Consider the following 24,389-nt stretch of genomic DNA (forward strand, 5'->3'; position numbering starts at 1 on the left):
GGGCCCAGCCCGCACCCACAAGGTTCGCGCCAAATCAATGAGTGACCCGCTGCAGCGCCTGCCCGTCGTGCCACCAGGCCGCAAGGCTGAACACATCCGGGGCCTTGAGGATGCTGAAGTGGTTGCCAGGCCCATGCCACACCGCCAGTTGCGGCAGCAGGCGCTGCCAACCGGCAAGCATCGCCGCCTGTTCGCGCTGGTTGCCGGCCGCATCCAGAGTCGCATCGGCCACCAGCACCAGGCTGGCCGGGCCGCTGTAGCCGACCTGCGCCGGGTACGGCGTACGCAGCGCGCTGGAGAAGGTGCGGGCGATCCCGTGCAACGCCCTGACAGAAGAACGCGCCGGCATCAGCCCGCCGCGAACCATGGCCTGGTGCAAGCGTTCGAGTTGCTGCTCATCGTCCAGTGCGGCAAAGGCCTGGCGGTCGATTTCCAGCGAGCGCCCACTGGCCAGCTGCAACGACTCGATGAGCCGGTCCAGCGCTGCTCCTGCGGTGTAGGGCCGACCGCAGACGCTGTTGCCACCGGGTGACTCGCTGTCGATCAAGGTCAGTGAGCGCACCTCCCGCCCCTGTGCCTGCAAACGCACCGCCATGGCATGCGCCACCCAGCCGCCAAAGGAATGCCCGACCAGGTTCAACGGCCCCTGCGGGTACAGCGCTTCGATGGCCTGGACATGGCAGGCCGCCGCGGCGTCGATGCTGCTGTGCGGTGTGGCGGTGCCATCCAGGCCACGCGCTTGCAGGCCGTACACCGGCCAGTCGCCGCCCAGGGCCTCGGCCAGGCCGATGAAGCTGGTCACGCTATCGCCGGCCCCCGGCACGCAGAACAGCGGCGCATGACCGCCCTGCCCGCTCTGGATCGCCACCAGCGGCTGATACGCCGCCCGCGGTTTCTCGCCGATACCCGCGCGGGCCGCCTGCAGCGCCGTGCCGAGCGCGCGGCCCAGCACCTGCACGTGCGGCGCCTGCATCATGCTCAGGTGATCGCCCGGCACCTCGATGCACCGCACCTGACCGGCCGGCACCGTGCGCTCCCAACCAAGCAATGGCTGCTCACCGTGACGCTGCACGCTTTGTTCGGCGCGCAGCAAGTGGATGGCGATGCCCAGCGGTTCGGGACGGTAATGGGCCATGGCATGGCCGTGGGCAATTTCGCGTTCGAAGAACAGCTTGAGCTCGTCATCGCTTGCAGCGGCAAGTTCCGCATACAGCAAGCCCTGTTCACGGCAGGCCGCGAGCAAGGTGGTGAAGTCGGCTTGGCCATCGTCCAAGGTATTGACCCTGGCCAGTTGCTGCGCGCCTGCCGCGCCGAGCCCCTGCCAGTGTCCGGCGCAGTGCAGCAGCAGTTGCTGTTGCAACAGGCGCGCGCCTTGCCAGCGTGCCTTGCCCTGGTCGACCAGACGCGGCTGCCAGGTGTCGATCAAGCCCAGGAACTCGACCTGCTCGTCCGCCCCCAGCAGTTGCGCGGCGATTTCATAGGCCAGCAAGCCGCCGAACGACCAGCCGGCAAGCCGGTAAGGCCCGTGAGGCTGAACCCGGCGGATGCGCTCCAGTTGCGCGCGGGCCAGGGCCTCCAGGGTGTCCGGCTGCGCCTCGCCCAGGGCCAGGCCCGGTACGCCATAGATTGGGAAGTCACCTTCCAGTTGCTGGCCCAGTACCGGGAAGTAGAAGTCCATGCCGCTGAACTCGTGGATCAGGAACAGTGCCGGTGCGTCGCCCTCCGCGCGCACGCACACCAAGTCCGTTTGCGGTGTCGCCGCCTGCAGATGTTCGGCCAATGCCGCCACGCTGGCATGCTGGAACAGCTCGGCGAGCGATACCTGCAGTCCCTGTTCGCGCAACAGGCCCACCAGGCGGATGGCCAATAGCGAATGACCGCCCAAGGCGAAGAAGCTGTCATGCCGCCCCACCTGCCCGATCTCCAGCACCTGCGCCCAGAGCGCTGCGAGCTGTTGTTCCAGCGCGGTGGCTGGTGCCTCGTAACGGCTCTCGGCAAGGTCCTGCATCGCTGGAGGCGGCAGCGCCTTGCGGTCGATCTTGCCGTTGTTGGTCAGCGGCAGCGCATCGAGCACGATGCAGGCCGACGGCACCATGTACGGCGGCAGGCGTCCCTGCAGCCAACCCCGCACAGCGGCGGCATCGAGGTGCGGGTCTGTGCGGGTGAACCAGGCCACCAGGTGAGCCGGCCCCTGCGTCAGGGTCAGGGCCATGACCACCACTTCGCCGATGCCCGGGCACAGCGCCAGGTGCTGCTCGACTTCGCCCAGCTCGATACGGAAACCGCGGATCTTCACCTGGTCGTCGTTGCGCCCCAGGCACTCCAGCTGGCCGTCGTCGCGCCAGCGGCCCAGATCGCCGGTACGGTACAGGCGAGCGCCAGGCTGCGGGCTGAACGGGTCGTCGATAAAGCGCTCGGCGGTGAGTTCCGGGCGGTTGAGGTAGCCCAGCGCCACGCCATCGCCACCGATGTACAACTCACCTACCGCCCCCAGCGGCAGCGGACGCAGGTGCGCGTCCAGCACATGCACCTGGGTACTGCCGACCGGTCCCCCGATCGGCACCAGCTCGGCGTCGGCCGGCACATGGCGAACCTGCCCGGCGGTGGCATAGGTGGTGGTTTCGGTCGGCCCATAGCAGTGCACCAGGCGCAAGTCCGGTGCCTGCGCCAGCAAGCTGCGGAACGCCGCCGGATCGGCTCGCTCGCCACCGCACAGCAGCACGCGCAACCCTGCCAGCACGTCAGGGATCATCTGCACGTACTGGTTGAACAACGCCGTGGTGACGAACAGCACTGTCGCGCCCCCTTCACGCAGGGCCACGCCCAGACGCACAGGGTCGAGCAAGGTGTCATGGTCGATCACCAACACCTGGCCGCCATTGAGCAGCGCACCCCAGACATCCATGGTGCTGGCGTCGAACGCGGGGTTGGAGGCGAAAGCGATACGGTCCTGGGCGCTGAAGTCGGCGTAGCCATCGTTGAGCACCAGGCGAGCGATGCCACGATGAGGCGCGCGCACGCCCTTGGGCGTCCCGGTGGAGCCGGAGGTGTACATGACGTAGGCGACCGTATCCCCACCCTGGACCAGCCCTGGGTTATGACCGGGCTGACGGTTAAGGTCCAGGCGATCGAGGTCGATGCGGCGCGCGCGGTAGCTCAGGGTCGCCGAGCTGTCGCAGATCAGCGCTACGGCCTGGCAGTCCTGCACCATGAAGCCCTGTCGCTCGGCCGGCGCATGGATGTCCAGCGGCACGTAGGCCGCACCGCACTTGGCGACGGCCAGCTGGGCCTGGAGCAATCCCAACGAACGCGGCAGCAGGATCGCCACATGATCGCCCGGCGCTACGCCTTGCTCGATCAGGTGGTGGGCCAGGCGGTTGGCCTGCTCGTTGAGCTCGCCGTAGGTCAGGCTGTGCGCCCCGTCACGGGCGGCGATGGACAATGGATGCCGTGCTACCTGTTGTTCGAACAGGCGATGCACTGGCAAGTCGCGCGGATAGTCGCGGGTGGTGGCGTTGAAGGCCTCGTGCAACTGCCGAGCCTCGGCCAGCGGCACCACGCTCAGGCGCTCGAGCCCTTCGCAGGCGCTGGTCTCAAGCGCCTGCAGCAGCAGGTGCAGGGCATGCTCCACGTAGCTGCAGATCCGCCGGGCGTCGATGCCCTGCGCGGTTTGCGCGGTCAGCTCGAACGCCAGGCCCAGGTCATCGACGCTCAACGCCAACGGGTAGTTGCTGCGCTCGTGCGCCTCGACCAGCTCGATGCCCTCCCAGGCCTTGCGCGCCGCCTCGCCCTGCCCGGCCAGCGAGCCATGGCGATAGTTGAGCAATGCATTGAACAACGCGGCCCCCGTAGGCAAGCCACTGCAGCGCTGGGCTAGCGCCAGGCGAGCGTGCTCATGGGCCAGCAGGCCGGTCAGGCGTTGGTGGGCTTGCTGCAAGGCTGCCAACACGGGCTGTCCGGCAAGGTCCAGGCGCAGTGGCAAGGTATTGATGTAGACGCCCAAGGCGCGCTCGGCGCCCTCGCCACCCTGCAGCCGACCGAGCAGCACGGTGCCGAATACCACGCTGTCGCGCCCGCTCAGTTGCCCGAGCACCTGTGCCCAGGCCAGGTGCATCAGGCTGGCAGCGCTGACGTTATGGCGTCGCGCCTGTTCGCGGATCCGCAGGTTCAGCGCATGGTCGAGGCGCTGATGGTGCTGCGCCACGGCATCTTGGTGTGGCGTTGCATAACCGCCGTAAGGCAGGGTCGGTTCGTCGATGTCGGCCAGTTGCTCGCGGAAGAAGGCTTCATGGGCCGCCTCGCCCGCCCCACGCTGCAGTTGGGCGATGTAGTTGCGATAAGGCACCGCCGCTGGCAGGGCATGGGCCTGCTCCAGCAGGCAGGCTTGCAGTTCGCTGCGCAATACCTCGAGGGCGACATGGTCCATGACCAGATGGTGGAACAGCAGCGTGGCGCTGATCCGGCCGGTGCTCGGCTCGGTACGGTGTACCAGGCGCAGCAGCGGTGCGCGGGCCAGGTCGAATCGACGAGGCTCGATGGCATCGCCCTCCTGCACGACATCCAGCGGAGCACGACGCCAAACCACCTGCACAGGCTCAGCCAGGCCGTCCCAGTGGAAGGCGCTGCGCAGGATATCGTTGCGCGCGATCACCTGATCCAAGGCGCGGTGCAGCGCCTGCAAACGACCCCGATCGGCGAGCAGGAAACGCACCTCCAGCACGTAGGTCGCCTCACCTTCACCGGCCAGATGGTGATAGAGCATGCCCGCCTGCAGCGGCCCTAGCGGGTAGATGTCCTGGACATTGGCGGTACCGCCAGCCACCTGGCCGACGATACGATCGATCGCCTCTTGCGTCAGCGTCACCAGCGGCAGCAGCTCAGGCGTGATGTGCGGGCAGTCGGCGGTGATGCGGTTGGCAGGCACCTGCACCTGGTCGAGGGTCTCGACCGTCACGGCCAGGGCCGCCAGGCTCGGCTCGGTGAACAGCCCCTGGATATCCAAGGCCAACCCGCGGGCGCGCAGGCGAGCGACCAGGGTTACGGCCAGCAGCGAATGGCCGCCCAATTCGAAGAAGTTGTCGTGTCGCCCTACCCGCTCCACGCCCAGCAACTCGCCCCACATCTCGGCGAGCAGGCGCTCGTTATCACCTTCGGGAGCCTGGTAGGCCTGGCCTTGCAAGGCCTCGACGGCGGGAATCGGCAGGGCCTTGCGGTCCAGCTTGCCGTTGGGGCTCAGCGGCAGTGCCGGCAGATGCACGAACTGTGCAGGCACCATGAACTCGGGTAGTTGAGCCTGCAACTGCCCCTTCAATGTGTCTGCCGTGTGCACAGCTCCGGTGTAGTACGCCACTAGGCGCTTGCCGGCGGGCGGCAAGTCCAGGGCCAGCACAGCGGCCTCCTTGATGCCTTCGATGCGGGTCAGGCAGGCCTGGATCTCACCGAGTTCGATGCGCAGGCCGCGGATCTTCACCTGGTCGTCGTTGCGCCCCAGGTACTCCAGGGTGCCGTCGGCCAGGTGCCGGGCCAGATCCCCGGTGCGGTACAGGCGAGCGCCGGGGCGGGTGCTGAACGGGTCTTCGAGGAAGCGCTCGGCACTCAGCTGCTCGCGGTTCAGGTAGCCGCGGGCAACCTGCACGCCGCCGATATACAGCTCACCGGCAACGCCCTGCGGCACTGGCTGGCCCTGGGCGTCGAGCACGTACAGCGTAGTGTTGGCGATCGGTTTGCCGATCGGGGTGTTGTCCGGGGTCTGTTCCAGTGGCTCGGCGCAATGCCAGGCACTGACGTCCACTGCCGCTTCGGTCGGGCCGTACAAGTTGTGCAGCTCGACGCTGGGCAACTGCGCCTTGAAGCGCCGCACCAGGCTACCGGGCAACGCTTCGCCGCTGCACAGCACCCGGCGTAGCGCTGCTGGCTCGGCATCACCATAGGCGAGGAACACATCGAGCATCGAAGGGACGAAATGCAGGGTCGTTACCGATTCGGCTGTGATCACCTGGCGCAGGTAACCCGGGTCACGGTGCCCGCCCGGGCGTGCCATCACCAGTTTTGCGCCGGTCTGCAAAGGCCAGAAGAACTCCCACACCGACACATCGAAGCTGAACGGGGGTTTCTGTAGCACCACATCATCAGCGCTCAGGCCATAGGCGTCCTGGGTCCAGAGCAGGCGATTGACCACCCCGGCGTGCTCGTTCATCACGCCTTTGGGCAGGCCGGTGGAGCCGGAGGTGTAGATCACGTAGGCCAGGTGTTGCGGTGTAAGGCCCGCAACCTGGGGGTTGTCGCTGGAAAGCGCTTGCCACACCGGGTCATCCAGATCGACTTGCGGCACATCGAACGCCGCCAGCACCTCGCGGGTGGCCGCATGCCCCAACACCGCCACCGGCGCGCTGTCGGTGAGCATATGGCGGATACGATCAGGCGGGTAATCCGGGTCGACCGGCACATAAGCGCCGCCGGCCTTGAGGATCGCCAGCAAGCCGATGACCATCGAAGCGCTACGCTCTACGCAGATCGCCAGGCGATCGTCCGGCTGCACCCCGAGTGCAATCAGGTAATGGGCCAGACGGTTGGCCTCGGCGTTCAGTGCGCGGTAGGTCAACTGTCCGGTTTCGGCACGCAGGGCGATGCGTTCGGGCGTGCGTTCGACCTGGGCCTCGATCATCCCGTGCACCGTCTGCTCCAGGTCGTAGCCTACGGCGGTGTCGTTGTAGTCGACCAACAGTCGACGACGCTCCTGCGCATCCGGCAGGGCAACGCTTGCCAGCACCGCGCCGTCGCTGCCGGCCATGGCCCACAGCAGTTGCTCCAGATACCCGCAGTAGCGCTCTACCGTGGCCCGGTCGAACAACGCGGTGGCATAGTTCAATGCGCCGCCGAAGCCATCTGCGGTTTCGCCCAGGCTCAGGCTCAGGTCGAACTTGGCAAAGCCCTGCCCTTGGCCGAGGTTGCGCAGGCTCAAGCCGTCCAGCCCGGCGGCGAAATCATGACCGCCCTCCCACTCCAGCGACACCTGGTACAGCGGCGTGTGGGCCAGGCTGCGCGATGGTTTGATCAGGTCTACCACCTGCTCGAACGGCAAGTCCTGATGCTCCTGTGCGGCCAGTACCTGGGCCTTGACCCGCGCCAGCAAGGTGCCGACATCCGGCGCATCCGCCAGGTCCAGGCGGATGGCCAGGGAGTTCACGAACAGACCGATCACCCCCTCGACCTCAGCCTGCCGACGCCCGGCCACCGGCGTACCGATCACCACCTCGCCCTGCCCCGACAAACGAGCCAGCAGCATCGACCAGGCGCCCATGAACAGCATGAACGGCGTGACCTGGTGGCGCTTGCACAGGGCCTTGAGATCGTCTGCCAGTCGTGCGTCCAGGCGTATACGCACGCTGTCGCCTGCGTAATCCTGGCGCACCGGACGCGGTCGGTCGGTCGGCAGGCTCAGCAGCGCAGGTGCACCGGCCAGGTTGTTGCGCCAGAACTCGCCTTGGCGCTGCAGCGCCTCGCCCTGCAGCCAACGGTGCTGCCACATCGCGTAATCGCCATACTGGATCGGCAACGGCGCAAGCCGCGCCTCGCGGCCTTCACGCAAGGCCTGGTACAGCGCGCTCAGCTCACGGGTCAGCACGCCCATCGACCAGCCATCGGCGACGATATGGTGCAGTGTCAGCAGCAGTACATGATGCTGTGGCGCCACCTGCAGCAGGCGAGCGCGAAGCGGCAATGCCTCGCCGAGCGCGAACGGCCGTGCAGCTTCTTCACGCACCAGCGCACGCAGGCGCTGTTCATCGGCCCCAGGCACCTGCTCGCGTTGCACCACCAGGCGCTGCGCCGACAGCCGCACCCGCGGCTCGCCATCGACCTCGAAGAACTCGCTGCGCAGCGCCTCGTGACGCTCGACCAGTGCCACCAGGGCCTGCGTCAAGGCGTCGGCATCCAGCTCGCCGCACAGCTCCAGCGCCAGGGGAATGTTGTAGGCCTGGCTGGCTCCGTTCATCTGTGCCAGGAACCACAGGCGCTGCTGGGCGAACGACAACGGCAGCGGCTGCTCGCGTGCCACCGCGAGCACCGGCGGCAGCTCACTGCGCGCAGCCCCCGCCACCACCTCGGCCATCGCCGCCAGTTCGGCCTGGGCGAACAGCGTCCCCAGCGTCAGCTCCACGCCGAGTCGCTGACGAACCTGGGCAACCAGACGCATGGCCAGCAACGAGTGACCGCCCAGCTCGAAGAAGTGATCATGCCGCCCGACCCGCTCGACCTGCAGCAACCCCTGCCAGATCTGCGCCAGGGTCTGCTCCAGCTCGCCCTGGGGCGCCTCGAAGCGACGCTCGAACAGGTCGGCGCGGGTGGGTGCCGGCAGCGCCCGGCGATCGAGCTTGCCGTTGGCCGTCAGCGGCAGCGACTCGAGCCGCACGAAGGCCACCGGCACCATGTAATCGGGCAAGTGCGCCTGCAGCTGTGTACGCAGTTGTGCAGGCGTGGCCACCTCGACGCTGTCCTGGCCAGTGAAGTAGGCCACGAGCCGCGGCTGCCCCGGCTGGTCCTCACGGGCCAGCACCACGGCTTCGTTGATGCCTGGCAGGGCTGCCAGGCGGCTTTCGATCTCACCCAGCTCGATGCGCACGCCACGGATCTTCACCTGGTCGTCGTTGCGCCCGAGGTAGTCGAGGGTGCCGTCATCCAGCCAGCGCACCAGGTCGCCAGTACGGTACATGCGGGCGCCCGGTTGCGTGCTGAACGGGTCATCGAGAAAACGCTCGGCCGTCATCTGTGCACGGTTCAGGTAACCACGGGCTACCCCGGCGCCACCAATGTACAGCTCGCCGGCCACCCCCTGCGCCACCGGCTGGTGGTGCGCATCGAGCACGTAGAGCCGGGCGTTATCGACCGGTGCGCCGATGTGCAGCACGCCGCCAGGCACCATCGCCCCGGAGCTTGCGACCACCGTGGCTTCGGTGGGCCCGTAATTGTTGATCACGGCAAATCCGGGGTGACGGGTGAACTGCCGCAGGCGGTCACCACCGATCAGCAGGGTGCGCAGGGTCGGGTGATCGATCTGGTGGCTGAAGGCGTATTCGGCCACCGGCGTCGGCAGGAAACTGACATCCAGCGGGCAGCCGCGCCACCAGGCGAGCAAAGCGTCGATGTCCTCGCCCTGTTCGCTTGGCGGCGCGATATGCAGGGTCGCCCCGGCGCACAGGGCCGGCCAGACTTCCCAGGCCATGGCATCGAAGCCGAAACCGGCCAGGCTCGAGGTGTGACGCCCCTGGCACAGGTCGAAGGCGCGGCAATGCCAGTCGATCAGGTTGTTGAGGGTCCGATGTTCGACCATCACGCCCTTGGGCAGGCCGGTGGAACCGGAGGTGTAGATCACGTAGGCAAGGTTGCCGACAGCCAGGCCATCGACCTGCGGGGCGTGCTCGCTCGACGGCCAGTCCGCGCGATCGAGTTCGACCACCGGTGCCGGGCATTGGCCCAGGCGCGCGCGCAGATCGTGCTGGGTCAGCACCACGCTCGGGGCGCTGTCATCGAGCAGATAGGCGATGCGTTCGTCGGGATGCGCGGGGTCGATCGGCACGTAACCCGCGCCGGCCTTGAGGATCGCCACCAGGCCGACCAGGGTGTCCAGACCTCGCCGGGCCAGAATCGCCACGCGGTCTTCAGGCTGCACCCCGAGCATGACCAGGCGTTGGGCCAGCGCGTTGGCACGCAGCTCCAGCTCACCGTAGCTCAGCGCGATGCCTGCGCAGGTAGCGGCTACGGCACCGGGCTGCTGGCGGGCCTGGTGCTGGATGCGCTGGTGCACCGTGAGCACGGTTTCGGTGTCACCCGGGCGGTCATTGAAGGTCTCGAGCACTCGCTCGCGCTCGACAGCGGGCAGCATGTCCAGCCGATCGACATTCAGCCCTGGACTCTGTGCCAGGGCCTGTAACAGGCTTTCGAGGGTTTTCTCAAGATAGGCGCAGACCCGCTGCTTCGGCACTTCAGCCGCTGCCAGCAAGGTCAGGCGCAGGGCATCGCCCAGGTCGTCGACACTCAGGGTCAGCGGATAGTTGGTGCGTTCTTCGCTGGTCAGTACGTCGATGCCCTCCCACGCCGCACGGGCCTGGCCATCGGCAACCGGCGCACTGTGCCGGTAGTTGAGCAAGGCGTTGAACAATGGCGTCGGCGCGGCCACGCCGCTGCAACGCTGGGCCAGGGCCAGCGGCGCGTGCTCGTGGCGCATCAGGGTGGTCAGGCGCTGGTGAGTGGCCTTGACTGCCGTGATCAGGTCCAGGCCAGCCAGGTCCACCCGCAGTGGCAAGGTATTGATGAAAATGCCCAGTGCACGGTCGTTGGCCTCCGCGCCCATCAGGCGGCCCATCAAAACCGTGCCGAACACCACCTGCTCGCGCCCGGTCAGGCCACCCAGCACCCGCGCCCAGGCCAGGTGGAACAGGCTTGCCAGGCTCACGCCCAGCGCCCGTGCCTGGCTGCGCAGGCCGTCGCACAGGGCCGGCGCCAGGCTCAGGCTTTCTTCGTGCGGCGCGCTGCCGTCACCCTGCACGTCCTGCAGGCCGTAGGCCAGCGTCGGCTCGACGATATCCCCCAGTTGCTCGCGGAAAAACGCCTCGTGCTGCGCCTGGCTGACGCCGAGCAGGGCCTGGCCGACGTAATTGCGAAACGGTACTGCCGCGCCCAACAGGTGGCCATCGCCGCGTAACACGGCCTGCATTTCGTGACGCACCACCTCGAGGGCGCTGTGGTCCATCGCGATATGGTGGAACTGCAGCGTGGCCTGCACACGACCATCGCTGGCCGCAGGCTCGCAATGCAGGCGGATCAGCGGTGCCTGGCCGAGGTCGATACGCTCGTCCAGGGGCAGGCCGCGGGACACCTGCAGCCGGGCCTCGCGCCAGACCACCTGCAGCGGCGCCTCGAGCCCCTGCCAGTGCACCGAGGTGCGCAGGATATCGTGGCGGTCGATCACCGCCTGCAGCGCATCGACGAACGCCTGCAGATGGGCCTGGCTGGCAAAGGCGAAGCGCGACTGCATCACGTAAGGGTCGCTGCCCTCTGCGCTGGCGTGATGATAGAGAATGCCCTGCTGCAAGGGCGCCAGCGGGTAGATGTCCTGCACGTTGGCATGGCCGCCGGGAATCTGCCCGACCAGCGCATCGATGGCCGCCTGGTCGAGCTCGGCCAGGTTGAGCAGTGCCGGGGTGATCCGCGTGCAGTCGGCCGGGATGGCGTTGGCCGGAGCGCCGACATTGCCAGCCCTGGCCACGTACTCACCGCGCTCGAGCAGCGCGATCAGCGCCGGTTTGTGTTCACGCAGGCGCGCCACCAGGCTCGCATCGGTCAGCGCCTGGCGGTTGCCTTGGACCACCAGCTGGCCATCCTTGAGCGCCAGCTGGATATCGTTGGCTGACAATGTCGCCAGTAGGTCGTTGATGCTCACAGGACGATCTCCATTCTGTCTGTGATGGCGGCATAGCCTGCCAAGGTCGGTTGTTCGAACAGCGCGCGCACATCGGCCTCCAGGCCCTCCTGGCGCAGGCGGGCGGTCAGGGTCACCGCCAGCAGCGAGTGGCCACCCAGTTCGAAGAAGTTGTCGTGCCGCCCTACTCGCTCCACACCCAATAGCTCACCCCAGAGCGCGGCCAGCAACTGCTCGGTATCGCCCTGTGGCGCCTCGTAGGGACGCGCATCGGCCACGGCGGCAGTCGGCAGCGCCTTGCGGTCGAGCTTGCCGTTGGGGCTCAGCGGCAAGGCGTCCAGGTGCATGAACAGCGCCGGAACCATGAATTCCGGCAGTTGCGCCGACAGCTGCTGGCGCATGCCCTCGACGGGCTGCACGGCACCGGTGTAATAGGCGACCAGGCGCTGATCCACCGCCAGCACCACCGCCTCCTTGATCCCCGCAATGCGGGTCAGGCAGGCCTGGATCTCGCCCAGTTCGATGCGCAGGCCACGGATCTTCACTTGGTCGTCGTTGCGCCCCAGGTACTCCAGGGTGCCGTCGGCCAGGTGCCGGGCCAGATCCCCGGTGCGGTACAAACGTGCGCCAGGGCGGGTGCTGAACGGGTCTTCGAGGAAGCGCTCGGCACTCAGCTGCTCGCGGTTCAGGTAGCCGCGGGCAACCTGTACACCGCCGATGTACAGCTCACCGGCAACGCCCTGCGGTACTGGCTGGCCCTGGGCGTCGAGCACGTACAGCGTGGTGTTGGCGATCGGTTTGCCGATCGGGGTGTTGTCCGGGGTCTGCTCCAGTGGCTCGGCGCAGTGCCAGGCACTGACGTCAACTGCAGCTTCGGTCGGGCCGTACAGGTTGTGCAACTCGACGCTCGGCAACTGCGCCTTGAAGCGCCGTACCAGGCTGCCGGGCAACGCTTCACCACTGCACAGCACGCGCTTGAGGCGTGCGGCCTGCAAGTCGCCGTGGGCGAGGAAGACATCGAGCATCGACGGCACGAAGTGCAGGGTCGTGATGCCACGCTCGGCGATGACGTCGGCCAGGTACTGCGGATCGCGATGGCCGCCCGGACACGCCATCACCAGATGTGCGCCGGTCTGCAGCGGCCAGAAGAACTCCCACACCGATACGTCGAAGCTGAACGGGGTTTTCTGCAGCACTACGTCATCAGCGCCCAGGCCATAGGCGTCCTGGGTCCAGAGCAGGCGGTTGACCACCCCGGCGTGCTCGTTCATCACGCCTTTGGGCAGGCCGGTGGAGCCGGAGGTGTAGATCACGTAGGCCAGGTGTTGCGGCGTAAGGCCCGCAACCTGGGGGTTGTCGCTGGAAAGGGCTTGCCACACCGGTACATCCAGATCGACTTGCGGCACCTCGAACGCCGCCAGCATCTCACGAGTCGCCGCATGCCCCAGCACCGCCACTGGCGCGCTGTCGGTGAGCATATGACGGATACGATCGGCCGGATAATCCGGATCGACCGGCACGTAGGCGCCGCCCGCCTTGAGGATCGCCAGCAAGCCGATGACCATCGCCGGGCTGCGCTCGACGCAGATCGCCACGCGATCGTCCGGCTGCACCCCGAGTGCAATCAGGTGATGGGCCAGACGGTTGGCCTCGGCGTTCAACGTGCGGTAGCTCAGTTGGTGTTGCTCGGCGATCAGGGCGATGCGCTCAGGCGTGCGTTCGACCTGGGCTTCGATCATCCCGTGCACCGTCTGCTCCAGGTCGTAGCCTACGGCGGTGTCGTTGAAGCCAACCAGCAGGCGCTGGCGCTCTTCGTGTTCCAGCACCGGCAGTTGGTTCAGCGCCAGGTCGGGCTGACGCTCGAGGGCATCCACCAGGCCCGTCAGCACCTGCTGCAGTTGCCCGCAGACCCGCTCGGCCCCTACCGCAGGCAGTACCTGCACGGTCAGGCGCAGGCCATCGCCCAGGTCATCCACGTTCAGGCTCAAGGGGTAGTTGGTGCGTTCTTCGCTGGCCAGTGTCTCGATACCCTGCCACGCCTGACGCTGGATTTCGGTCTGCGCAGCGCCGGCGCTGTGCCGGTAGTTGAGCATGGCGCTGAACAGCGGCATGGGTGCGGCCACGCCACTGCAACGCTGGGCCAGGGCCAGCGAGGCATGCTCGTGGGTCAGCAGCGCGCTCAGCCGTGCGTGGGTGGCACGCACGCCTTCACGTACGCCGAGCCCCGCCAGGTCAACGCGCAGTGGCAAGGTGTTGATGAACATGCCCAGGCCGTGCCCGCTGCCTGCACCACCTTGCATGCGTCCCAGCAGCACCGTGCCGAACACCACGTTGTCGCGACCACTGGCACTGCCCAACAGACGTGCCCACGCCAGGTGCAGCAGGCTGGCAGTGCTCACGCCGAGCTGGCGTGCCTGGCTGCGCAGGCGCTGGTTCAGGTCAGGGGCCAGGTGTACCTGAGCCTGCTCGATACGGCGCACATCACCTTGGATGTCACGCAGGCCGAACGGCAGGGTTGGCTCGTCGATATCGGCCAGTTGTTCGCGGAAGAACGCCTCGTGCTCGGCCTCGCTGACACCGAGGCGCGCCTGGGCCACGTAGTTGCGGTACGGCACGGCGGGCTCGCTCGGCGCGGGCAGCCCGTGGAGATAACCGAGCATCTCTGCGCGCACCACCTCAAGCGCCGTGTGATCGAGCACCAGGTGATGGAACTGCAAGGTCGCCTCGATGCGCTCCCCTGCACGGCGATAGAGCAGGCGCACCAGCGGCGCCTGGTTCAGCGCCAGGGTGTCGAAACGCTGCGCAGGCTCGTTGGCGATGTCGATCACCGGCAGTTGGGCATGGCGCCAGACCACCTGCAACGGCTGCGCCAGCCCTTCCCACAGCACTGCGGTGCGCAGGATATCGTGACGGGCGATGACGCTTTCCAGCGCGCCGGCAAACGCTTGCAGTCGCGCCGGGCTGTCGAATACCAGCTGCGATTGCAGCAGGTACGGGTCGGCTCCGGCGGCGCTCAGGTGATGGTAGAGAATGCCTTCCTGCAGCGGCGCGAGGGGGTAGATGTCCTGCACATTGGCCGCGCCGCCGGGCACGCTTGCCACCACACGGTCGATGGCGGCCTGGTCCAGTTCGATCAGGCTGAGCAGGTCGGGTGTGATACGGGTACAGCCGGGTGCAATGCGATGGGCCGGCACCTGTACCTGACAGCCCTGGCCAAGCGCTGCGGCCAGCGCCGCCACGCTCGGTTGGCTGAACAGCAAGCGCACATCGGCCTCCAGGCCTTGCTGGCGCAGGCGCTCGATCAGGCTGACCGCGAGCAGCGAATGCCCACCCAGTTCAAAGAAGTTGTCATGCCGCCCTACCCGCTCCAGGCCCAGCAGCTCGGCCCAGACCTGCGCCATGACCTGCTCGGTCTCGCCCTGCGGGGCTACATAGGCCGCCACCGGCAGATCGGCCGGGTCCGGGTCTGGCAGCGCCCTGCGGTCGAGCTTGCCGTGACTGGTCAGCGGCAAGGCCTCCAAGCGGATGAACGCCAACGGCACCAGGTGGCTCGGCAGGCTGGCCTGCAAGGCCTGGCGCAGGCCATCGACCGGCGCGTTCGCGGTGTACCAGGCCAGCAGCCGATCGCCGCGTACCAGTACCACGGCGTCACGTACGCCAGGCTGGGCGGCCACGGCCGCTTCGATCTCGCCAAGTTCTACGCGCACACCACGTATCTTTACCTGGTCGTCGTTACGCCCGAGGTAGTCGAGGGTGCCATCGGCGTTCCAGCGCACCAGGTCGCCACTGCGGTACATCCGCGCTCCAGCCCTTGAGCTGAACGGATCGGCGACGAAACGTTGCTCGGTCAGTTCGGGCCGGTTCAGGTAGCCGCGGGCAACCCCGTCGCCTCCGATGTACAGCTCGCCCGCCGCGCCGACCGGCACCGGCTGGCGGCGTTCGTCGAGCACATAGACCTGGGTATTGGCGATGGCGGTGCCGATGTGCAGCGCAGCACCGACCTGCACCTGACCCGAGGTGGCGACCACGGTCGTTTCGGTCGGGCCGTAGTTATTGATCACGGCAAAGCCTGGATCACGCTCGAACTGGCGCAGACGGTCACCGCCGATCAGCAGCGTCCGCAGGCTGGCGTGCTGACGCTCCCGACGCAGGGCCTGCTCGGCTACCGGGGTTGGCAGGAAGCTGACCTGCAGCGGTTGCTGCAACCACCAGTCGAGCAAGGCATCGACCTGTTCGTTGGCAAGTGTTGCGGGCGGCAGGTGCACCACGGCGCCGGCGCACAAGGCCGGCCAGACTTCCCAGGCCATGGCGTCGAAACCGAAGCCGGCCACGCTGGAGGTGTGGCTACCGGCGCGCAGGGCAAAGGCCTCGCAGTGCCAGTGCACCAGGTTGGCCAGGGTACGGTGCTCGACCATCACGCCCTTGGGCTGGCCGGTAGAGCCGGAGGTATAGACCACATAGGCAAGCGCATCCGCGGCAAGGCCCGGCACCTGCGGGTCATGCTCGGCAGCGGACTGCCAGTCGCCCTGGTCCAGGTCCAGGCGTGCGACGTGTGGCGGCAAGCCGTGCTGGTGCGTGTCGGCGAGCACCAGTGCCGGGGTGCTGTCCTCGAGCAGATAGGCAATACGCTCGGCAGGGTAACCAGGATCGACCGGCACATAGGCGGCGCCGGCCTTGAGCACCGCCAGCAGTGCCACCAGGCGCTGCGGCGTGCGCGGCAGGCACAAGGCAACCCGGGCGCCAGGCCGCACGCCCAGGCCGATCAGGTGGTGGGCCAGGCGGTTGGCGGCACGATTGAGTTCGCCATAGCTGAGCCCTTCTTCGCCTTGCACCACCGCTTGAGCCTGGGGTGAGCGGGCCGCGCAGGCCTCGACCAGCGCATGCACGGTCTGGCCCTGCGGATACTCACGGGCACGAGGGTTGAAATCGACCAGCAGGCGGCGACGTTCATCGGCGCCCAGCACCGACAGGTCATCCAGCCGTGTACTCGGCGCCTGCTCCAGCGCCTCGACCAGTCGCGCGATGCTGTTGGCCATCCACTGCGCGACACGCTCGGCGCCGATGTCCGCGACGGCCAGCACGCTCAGGCTGAACCCCTCACCCAGGTCATCGACGCTCAAGGTCAGCGGATAGTTGCTGCGCTCCTCGCCACCCAGAAGGCGCACGCCCTGCCAGATACCCTCGCCATCGCGTGGGGCATCGGCAGCGCTGTGGCGATAGTTGAGCAAGGCGCTGAACAGCGGTTGCCCGGCCGGTACGCCACTGCAACGCTGGGCCATGGCCAGCGACGCATGCTCATGGCCGAGCAGTGCAGACAAACGGGCATGGGTGGCACGCACCGCTTCGGCCACCGCCACCTGGGTGTCGACCCGCAGCGGCAAGGTGTTGATGAACACCCCCAGTGCCCGGTCGGCACCCTCGCCGCCTTGCAGGCGGCCCATCAACACTGTGCCGAACACCACCTCGCTGCGATTGGCCAGCACGCCGAGCAGGCGCGCCCAGGCCAGGTGCATCAGGCTCGCGGCGCTCACGCCCAGGGTACGCGCCTGGTCGCGCAGGCGTCGGGCCAGCGCGCCATCGAGGGCCTGGTGCGCCTCGGCGATGCCGTGGCCTTCGCCCTGCACATCCTGCTGGGCAAATGGCAGGGTCGGCTCGTCGATATTACCGAGCATGTCGCGGAAGAACGCCTCAGCGCCCGCCGCATCGCTGCCCAGGCGCGCCTGGGCCACGTAGTTGCGGTAGGGCACCGGCGCATTCAGCTTGGCTACATCGCCGAACAGCAGGGTGTGCATTTCGGCGCCAACCACGTCCATCGCAGTGTGGTCGAGGGCCAGATGGTGGAACAACAGGATTGCCACGACCTGGCCGTTGCGCAGGTCCTGACTGTAGACCAGGCGCATCAACGGTGCCTGGGACAGGTCGATCCGATGCTGACGGGCGTCGAAGCGCGCCTGCAATTGGTCAATGACCTCGCCTTCGCCCTCCAGCTCGACCGGCACCACGGCCAGCTTCGCCTGGCGCCACACCACCTGCACCGGCTGCGCCAGGCCCTCCCAGATCAGCGAGGTGCGCAGGATGTCGTGCCGGTCAATGACCTGCTGCAAAGCATCAGCCCAGGTCTGCAGGCGCTCGAGGGTGTCGAAGGCCAGGCGTGACTGCAGCAGGTAGGGATCGCCCTGGCCGGCACTCAGGTGGTGGTAGAGAATGCCTTCCTGCAACGGGGCAAGGGGGTAGATTTCCTGCACATTGGCAGCCCCGCCCGGTACCGTGGCGACGATGCGCTCGATGGTGGCCTGGTCCAGTTCGATCAGGCTGAGCATTTCGGGGGTGATCTGCGAGGCGCCGGCCGGTACGCGGTTATCCGGCACCCGCACCTCGCGCCCGCTGCCCACCGCAGCGGCCAGTGCGGCGAGGGTCGGCTGGGCGAACAGCACGCGCACATCGGCGGCCAGGCCGACCTTGCGCATGCGCTCGATCAGGCTGACAGCCAGCAGCGAGTGGCCACCCAGCTCGAAGAAGTGATCTTGCCGGCCAACACGCTCGACCTTGAGCACATCGGCCCAGATCGCCGCCAGCGCGATCTCCACCTCGCCCTCCGGCGCGGCGAAGGCACGACTCACCACGGCGGTCTGACTTGGTTGCGGCAACGCCTGGCGATCGAGCTTGCCGTTGGCGGTCAACGGCCACTGGCCAACATGGACATAGGCCGACGGCAGCATGTAGTCGGGCAACTGGCCTTGCAACTGCGCATGCAGCTCGGTGATCGGCGGGACGCGGCCTTCAGTGCTGAACCAGGCCACCAGGCGCTTGTCGCCCGGGGCTTCTTCACGCACCAGTACCACGGCTTCCTGTACCCCGGCGCATGCAGCGAGGCGCGCCTCGATCTCACCCAGCTCGATACGGAAGCCGCGCAGCTTGACCTGTTGGTCGTTACGGCCCAGGTAACGCAAGGTGCCATCAGCCTGCCAACTGACCAGGTCGCCGCTGCGGTACAGGCGTGCGCCCGGCGTCTCGCTGAACGGGTCTTCGAAAAAGCGCTCGGCGGTCAAGGCCGGCTGATTCAGGTAACCCAGGGCAACCCCATCTCCGCCGATATACAGCTCACCGACGGCACCGATCGGCACTGGCTGGCGCCGGGCATCGAGCACGTAGCAAAGGCTGTTGCCGATCGGCCGGCCAATCGGGATCGCCCCCTCGCCCACTGCGAGGATTTCATGGGTGGTACTGAAGGTCGTGGCTTCGGTCGGGCCATAACCGTTGAGCAAGTGCGCCGGAGCGCCCTCGCGCAGTACACGGGCAATCACCTGGGGGTCGAGCACATCACCGCCGACCATCAGGTACCGCAGCGACCGGAACAGCGGCAGCAGGTGCGCGGCGTACTGGTGGAACAACCCGGCGGTCAGCCACAGCACTGTGACTTGATGCTCCAGCAATGCCTGGCCCAGGGCCTCGTGCGACAGCACCTGATGCTGATCGATCACCACCACGCGCCCGCCGTTGAGCAGCGGCGCCCAGACCTCCAGGGTGCTGGCGTCGAATGCCGGGTTGGAAGCAAAGGCTATGCGGTCATCGCCTTGCAGGTCGGCGAAGCCGTTGTTGATGACCAGCCGCACGATCGAGCGATGGGCCACCAGCACACCCTTGGGCAGGCCGGTAGAGCCGGAGGTGTACATGATGTAGGCCGCAGCCCGCGCATCCACGGCAATGTCCAGGCCATGGGCGGGATAGGCTGCGAGCTCCAGCGTATCCAGCTCTACCCGGCGCGTTGCGCCGACCTGCGGCTGATCGGCCTGGGTCAGCAACAGCGTGGCGCGGCTGTCTTCGAGCATGAACGCCTGACGCTCCGAGGGCGCATTGGCATCCAGTGGCACATAGACCGCGCCGCACTTGATCACGGCCAACTGGCTGGCCAGCAAGTCGAAGGAGCGCGGCAACAGCAGCGCCACACGGTGCCCCGGGCGCACGCCCAGTTCCAACAGGTGACGAGCCAGCCGGTTAGCGTGCTCATCGAGCTCGCCGTAACGCCACTGGCGCTGACCGTGCACCACGGCAACCGCGTCCGGGGTCTGGGCGGCGTGCGCCTCGAACAAGCTCTGCACCGCGTGTTCGCGTGGGTAGGCGCGGCCGGTGGCGTTGAATCCGTGCAGCACCTGCTCGCGCGCCTCGGGCGACAGGCAGGACACCGCATGCAGGGGTGTTTCCGGGACAGTCTCCAGGGCATCGGCCAAGTTCGCCAGGGCGCTGCCGAGCAAGGCGCACACCTGAGCGCCATCGACCTGCGGCACAGCCTGCACGGTCAGTTCCAGGCCCTGCCCCAGATCATCGACGTTGACCACCAGCGGATAGTTGCTGCGCTCACGCGAGGCCAACAGTTCGATACCCGACCAACCCAGGCCGTCCCCTGCGCCTTTGGCGCTGCTGTGGCGGAAGTTGAGCAAACTGGTGAACAGCGCCTGGGACGCCGGCACACCGCTGCAACGCTGGGCCTGCGCCAGCGATGCCTGCTCGTGACCGAGCAGGCGTGCCAGGCGCTGATGGGTGCGGCGCACACCCTCGGCGGCGCCAACGGCATCGACACTGACCCGCAGCGGCAAGGTGTTGATGAACATGCCCAGCGCCCGATCTGCCCCGGCGCCACCCTGCAGGCGTCCCAGCAGCACAGTACCGAACACCACCTCGCTGCGCCCGCTCAGTTGCGCCAATACCTGCCCCCAGGCCTGGTGCACCAGGCTGGCGACGCTCACGCCCAGCGCGCGGGCCTGCACGCGCAGGCGCCCTGCCAGTGTGCCGTCCAGCGCCTGGTGGCTGTCGATCACCTCCACGCCATTGCCCTGCACATCGCGCAGGCCGAAGACCTCGGTCGGCTCGTCGATATCTGCCAGCATCTCGCGGAACATCGCTTCATCGGCCGCAGGATCGGCATCCAGTCGCGCACGTGCCACATAGTTGCGGTACGGCACGCTGTCGATGTGCACTGGCTGGCCCTGCAGTGCAGCACCCACCTCGGCCACCAGCCGTTCGACGGCGGTATGGTCGAGCAGGATATGGTGCAGCAACAAGGTCGCCTCCAGGCGCTCACCCTGGGCATGGCGCACCAGTTGCAGCAACGGCGCGCTCGTGAGGTCCAGGCGCTGCAGGTCGGCGTGCTCTGTCACGCGCAGCTGCGCGTGGCGATGCACCACCTGCACCGCTTCCTGTAGCCCCTCCCAGTGCAGGCTGGTGCGCAGGATATCGTGGCGGGCGATCACCGCATCCAGCGCCTTGACGAAGCTTTGCAGCTCCACTTCACCGGCAAAGGCGAAGCGTGCCCGCAGCACGTAAGGGTCGGCCCCGGAACTGGCCAGGTGGTGGTAGAGGATGCCCTGCTGCAGTGGTGCCAGGCCGTAGATGTCCTGGACATTGGCGGTACCGCCCGGGATACCGGCGGTCAATGCGTCGATCTCGTCCTGGCTGAGGTTGGCCAGTGGCAGCATCTGCGGTTCGATGCGCGGGCAGTTCGCCGGAATGCGATTGATCGGCACCTGCGTCGGTAGATCGGCGCTCACCGCAGCCGCCAGTGCCGACAAGGTCGGTTGGCCGAACAGCACGCGCACATCGGCCGCCAGTTCCTGCTGGCGCATGCGCTCCACCAGCTTGACCGCCAGCAGCGAGTGGCCGCCCAGCTCGAAGAAGTTGTCGTGCCGACCGACCTGCTCAAGGCCCAGCAACTGTTGCCAGATGGCCGCGATGCGTTGCTCCACCTCGCCGTGCGGCGCTTCGAAGGCGCGACGGGCAAAGGCCTCGCCATCGGGCTCGGGCAAGGCCTTGCGGTCGAGCTTGCCATTGGCGGTCAGCGGGAAGCTCTCCAGGCGCACGAAGGCCGCCGGTACCATGTACTCGGCCAAGTGGCACAGCAGGCTGTCACGCAGTGCCGCCGCATCGGGCTCGGCGCCTGCCGCGGCCAGCCAGTAGGCGACCAGGCGCTGCTCGCCGGCGCTGTCGCGACGCGCCATGACCACGGCTTCGCGCACACCTTCACAGGCCGCCAGGCATGCCTCGATCTCGCCCAGCTCGATGCGAAAACCGCGGATCTTCACCTGGTCGTCGTTGCGGCCCAGGTAATCCAGGCTGCCATCGGCGGCCCAGCGCGCCAGGTCGCCGGTCTTGTACAGACGCCCGCCAGGGTTGAACGGGTCGGCGATAAAGCGCTCGGCACTGAGCGCCTCGCGATTCAGATAGCCGCGGGCGACACCGGCACCCCCCACGTACAGCTCGCCGGTGACACCGGTCGGTACAGGCTGACGGCAGGCGTCGAGCACATACAGTTGCAAGTCGGGAATACGTGAACCGATGGGGCTTACCCCCACCAGTTGCGCATCCGCCGCCTGCAGCGGGCGGTAGGTGACGTGCACGGTGGTTTCAGTAATGCCGTACATGTTCACCAAGCGCGTGCCGGCATTGCCGATGCGTGCATACCAGGGCTTGAGCAGCCCGGGCTCCAACGCCTCACCGCCGAAGATCACCTGGCGCAGGGAATGCTGCAGTTCGCTGCGTTCCTGCGCCGCGATCAGTTGGCGGAAGGCGCTGGGAGTCTGGTTGAGGACGCTGACGCCGGTGCGGCAAAGCAAGGCATAGCACTCTTCCGGCGAGCGACTGATGCGTTGCGGCACGATCAGCAACTGGCCACCGAAGGCCAGCGCTCCCCAGATTTCCCAGACCGAGAAATCGAAGGCGAAGGAGTGGAACAGCGCCCAGGTGTCCTGGCGGTTGAAGGCGAACCAGTCGTGGGTCGCCGAGAACAGGCGCGAGACATTGCCATGCTCGACCATCACGCCCTTGGGCAGGCCGGTGGAGCCGGAGGTGTAGATCACATAGGCCAGGTGCGAAGGCAGCAGCCCAGCGAGCATCGGATTGCCGGTGGGCTGTAGCTGCAGCGAAGTGTCGTCCAGGTCGATCACCGGCGCCGTCACCTCACCCAACAGCGCCAGGCTGTCCGCCTGGGTGAGGATGGCCCGCGGGGCACTGTCGCTCAGGGTGAAGGCAATACGCTCGGCAGGATAGCCCGGGTCGATAGGTACATAGCCCGCACCGGCCTTGAGCACGCCCAGCAGGCCGACCAGCATGCCCAGGCCACGCTCGACGCAGATTGCCACGCGGTCATTCGGGCCGATGCCCATTGCGATCAGGCGGTGAGCGAGCTGGTTGGCACGCTGGTTGAGCTCGCCGTAGCTCAGGCTCTGCTGCTCGAAGATCAGCGCCGTATCCTGCGGACGCGCCTGGGCGTGGGCCTCGAAACGCTGGTGCAGCAACGGCGTCAGGGCGAATTCGAGCAAGGGGCGGTTCTGGCCATGGATCAGTTGCTCGCGCTCGTCGGCGGGCAGGATATCGATGCCGTTCAGCGGCGCTTCTGGATCGCTGTCCAGAGCCTCGACGATCTGCTCGAGCGCCCGCGCCAGGTAACCCGCGATACGCTGGGCGCCTAGCCCGCCAGCGACCAGGGCGGTGATGCGCAGGTCCTCGCCAAGGTCGTCGATGTTGATCGTCAGCGGGTAGTTGGTGCGTTCTTCGGCGCCCAGCACCTGGATACCAGGGGCGATGTCGATGACTTCGGCAGCGTCGGCGGCATCGCTATGGCGATAGTTGAGGACGGTGTTGAACAGCGGCGCAGGCGCCGCCACCGCACTGCAGCGCTGGGCCAGTGCCAGCGGCGCCTGTTCATGGCCGAGCACGCCGGTCAAGCGCGTGTGAGTCGCCTGCAGCCCTTGGCGCACGCTGTGCTCGCCAACATCGATGCGCAGCGGCAAGGTGTTGATGAACATGCCCAGCGCCTGTTCGCCGCCCTCGCCGGCCTCCATGCGCCCGAGCAGCACGGTGCCGAACACCACCGCCTCGCGCCCGGACAACTGGCCCAGGACCCGGGCCAGGCCCAGGTGAGTGATGGCCGCAGGGCTCACACCCAAGCGGCGTGCCTGGGCGCGCAGGCGCAGGCTCAGCCCGCGCTCGAGGGTCAGGCGGGCTTCCTCCACGGCCTGATCCTCGACGTCGGCCACGCCGAAGGCCAGGGTAGGTTCGTCGATATCGGCCAGCATCGCGGTGAAGAACGCTTCATGCGCCGGCACGTCCAGCGCCTGGCGCGCCTGCGCAAGGAGGTTACGAAACGGCACCGCCGGCCCGACCTGCTCGGCATTGCCGGCCAGCCAGGCGCCAATCTCGCGGCGCACGATGTCGAGTGCGGTGTGGTCCATCACCGTGTGGTGGAACAGCAACAGGGCGACGACCTCCTTGCCCGCGCCCCGGGCATGCACCAGGCGCAGCACCGGTGCCTGGCGCAGGTCGAGGCGATAGTGGCGGGTGTCGTGCAACCGGCGCAATTGCGCCAGCGGCTCGTCCTGGCCAGGCAGTTGCAGCGCTTCGCGCACCAGCGGTGCTTCGCGCCAGACCACTTGCACCGGCTCGTCCAGGCGCTCCCAGTACATCGAAGTGCGCAGGATGTCGTGGCGCTGGATCACCCAGTCCAGCGCATCGGCGAAGACATCCAGGTGTGCCTGGTCGGCAAAGCGCAGTTGTGCCTGCAAGAGATAGGGGTCGCCCGCATCGGCGGACAGGTGGTGGTAGAGCATGCCCTCCTGCAGCGGCGCCAGGGGATAGATGTCCTGTACGTTGGCAGCGCCGCCGGGAATGCTGGCGACAATCCGGTCGATGGCCTGCTGGTCCAGGTCCACCAGCGGCAGCATCTGCGGGGTAATCTTGAACGCCGAGCTCAGCCAGTCGTCGTTCTGCCGGGCGAGCATCTCCAGCAACGCCGGCTTGTGTGCGGCCAATGCGTCCCACAGGGCGTCATCCAGGGCATCGTCGTCACCATGGACGACGAGGTCCTGATCGTCACGCTGAAGTCGGATCGCACGGGTGGAGAGCACAGCCATCAGTTCGCTGAAGCGCATGGGTAAGCATCCTGCTTTTGCCAGTCGGAAATGGCGCCACGCTAAAGGATCGG

The 24,389-nt window shown here is 67.4% G+C and carries 2 protein-coding genes; both read right to left on the reverse strand.

Going from position 1 to position 24,389, the window contains the following annotated elements:
* Nucleotides 1-34 precede the first annotated feature (34 nt).
* On the reverse strand, nucleotides 35-11,437 hold the full coding sequence (locus tag APH44_RS00135) for a non-ribosomal peptide synthetase (protein WP_054890657.1): 11,403 nt from the start codon (nucleotides 11,435-11,437) through the stop codon (nucleotides 35-37).
* Entirely contained in the window at nucleotides 11,434-24,336 is a 12,903-nt protein-coding gene (locus APH44_RS00140) for a non-ribosomal peptide synthetase (RefSeq protein ID WP_054890658.1), read from the reverse strand. The genes APH44_RS00135 and APH44_RS00140 overlap by 4 nt, the downstream gene beginning before the upstream one ends.
* Nucleotides 24,337-24,389 lie beyond the last annotated feature (53 nt).

Origin of the sequence: Pseudomonas sp. NBRC 111143 (genome assembly GCF_001320965.1) — a bacterium.
GTDB lineage: Bacteria > Pseudomonadota > Gammaproteobacteria > Pseudomonadales > Pseudomonadaceae > Aquipseudomonas > Aquipseudomonas machongensis.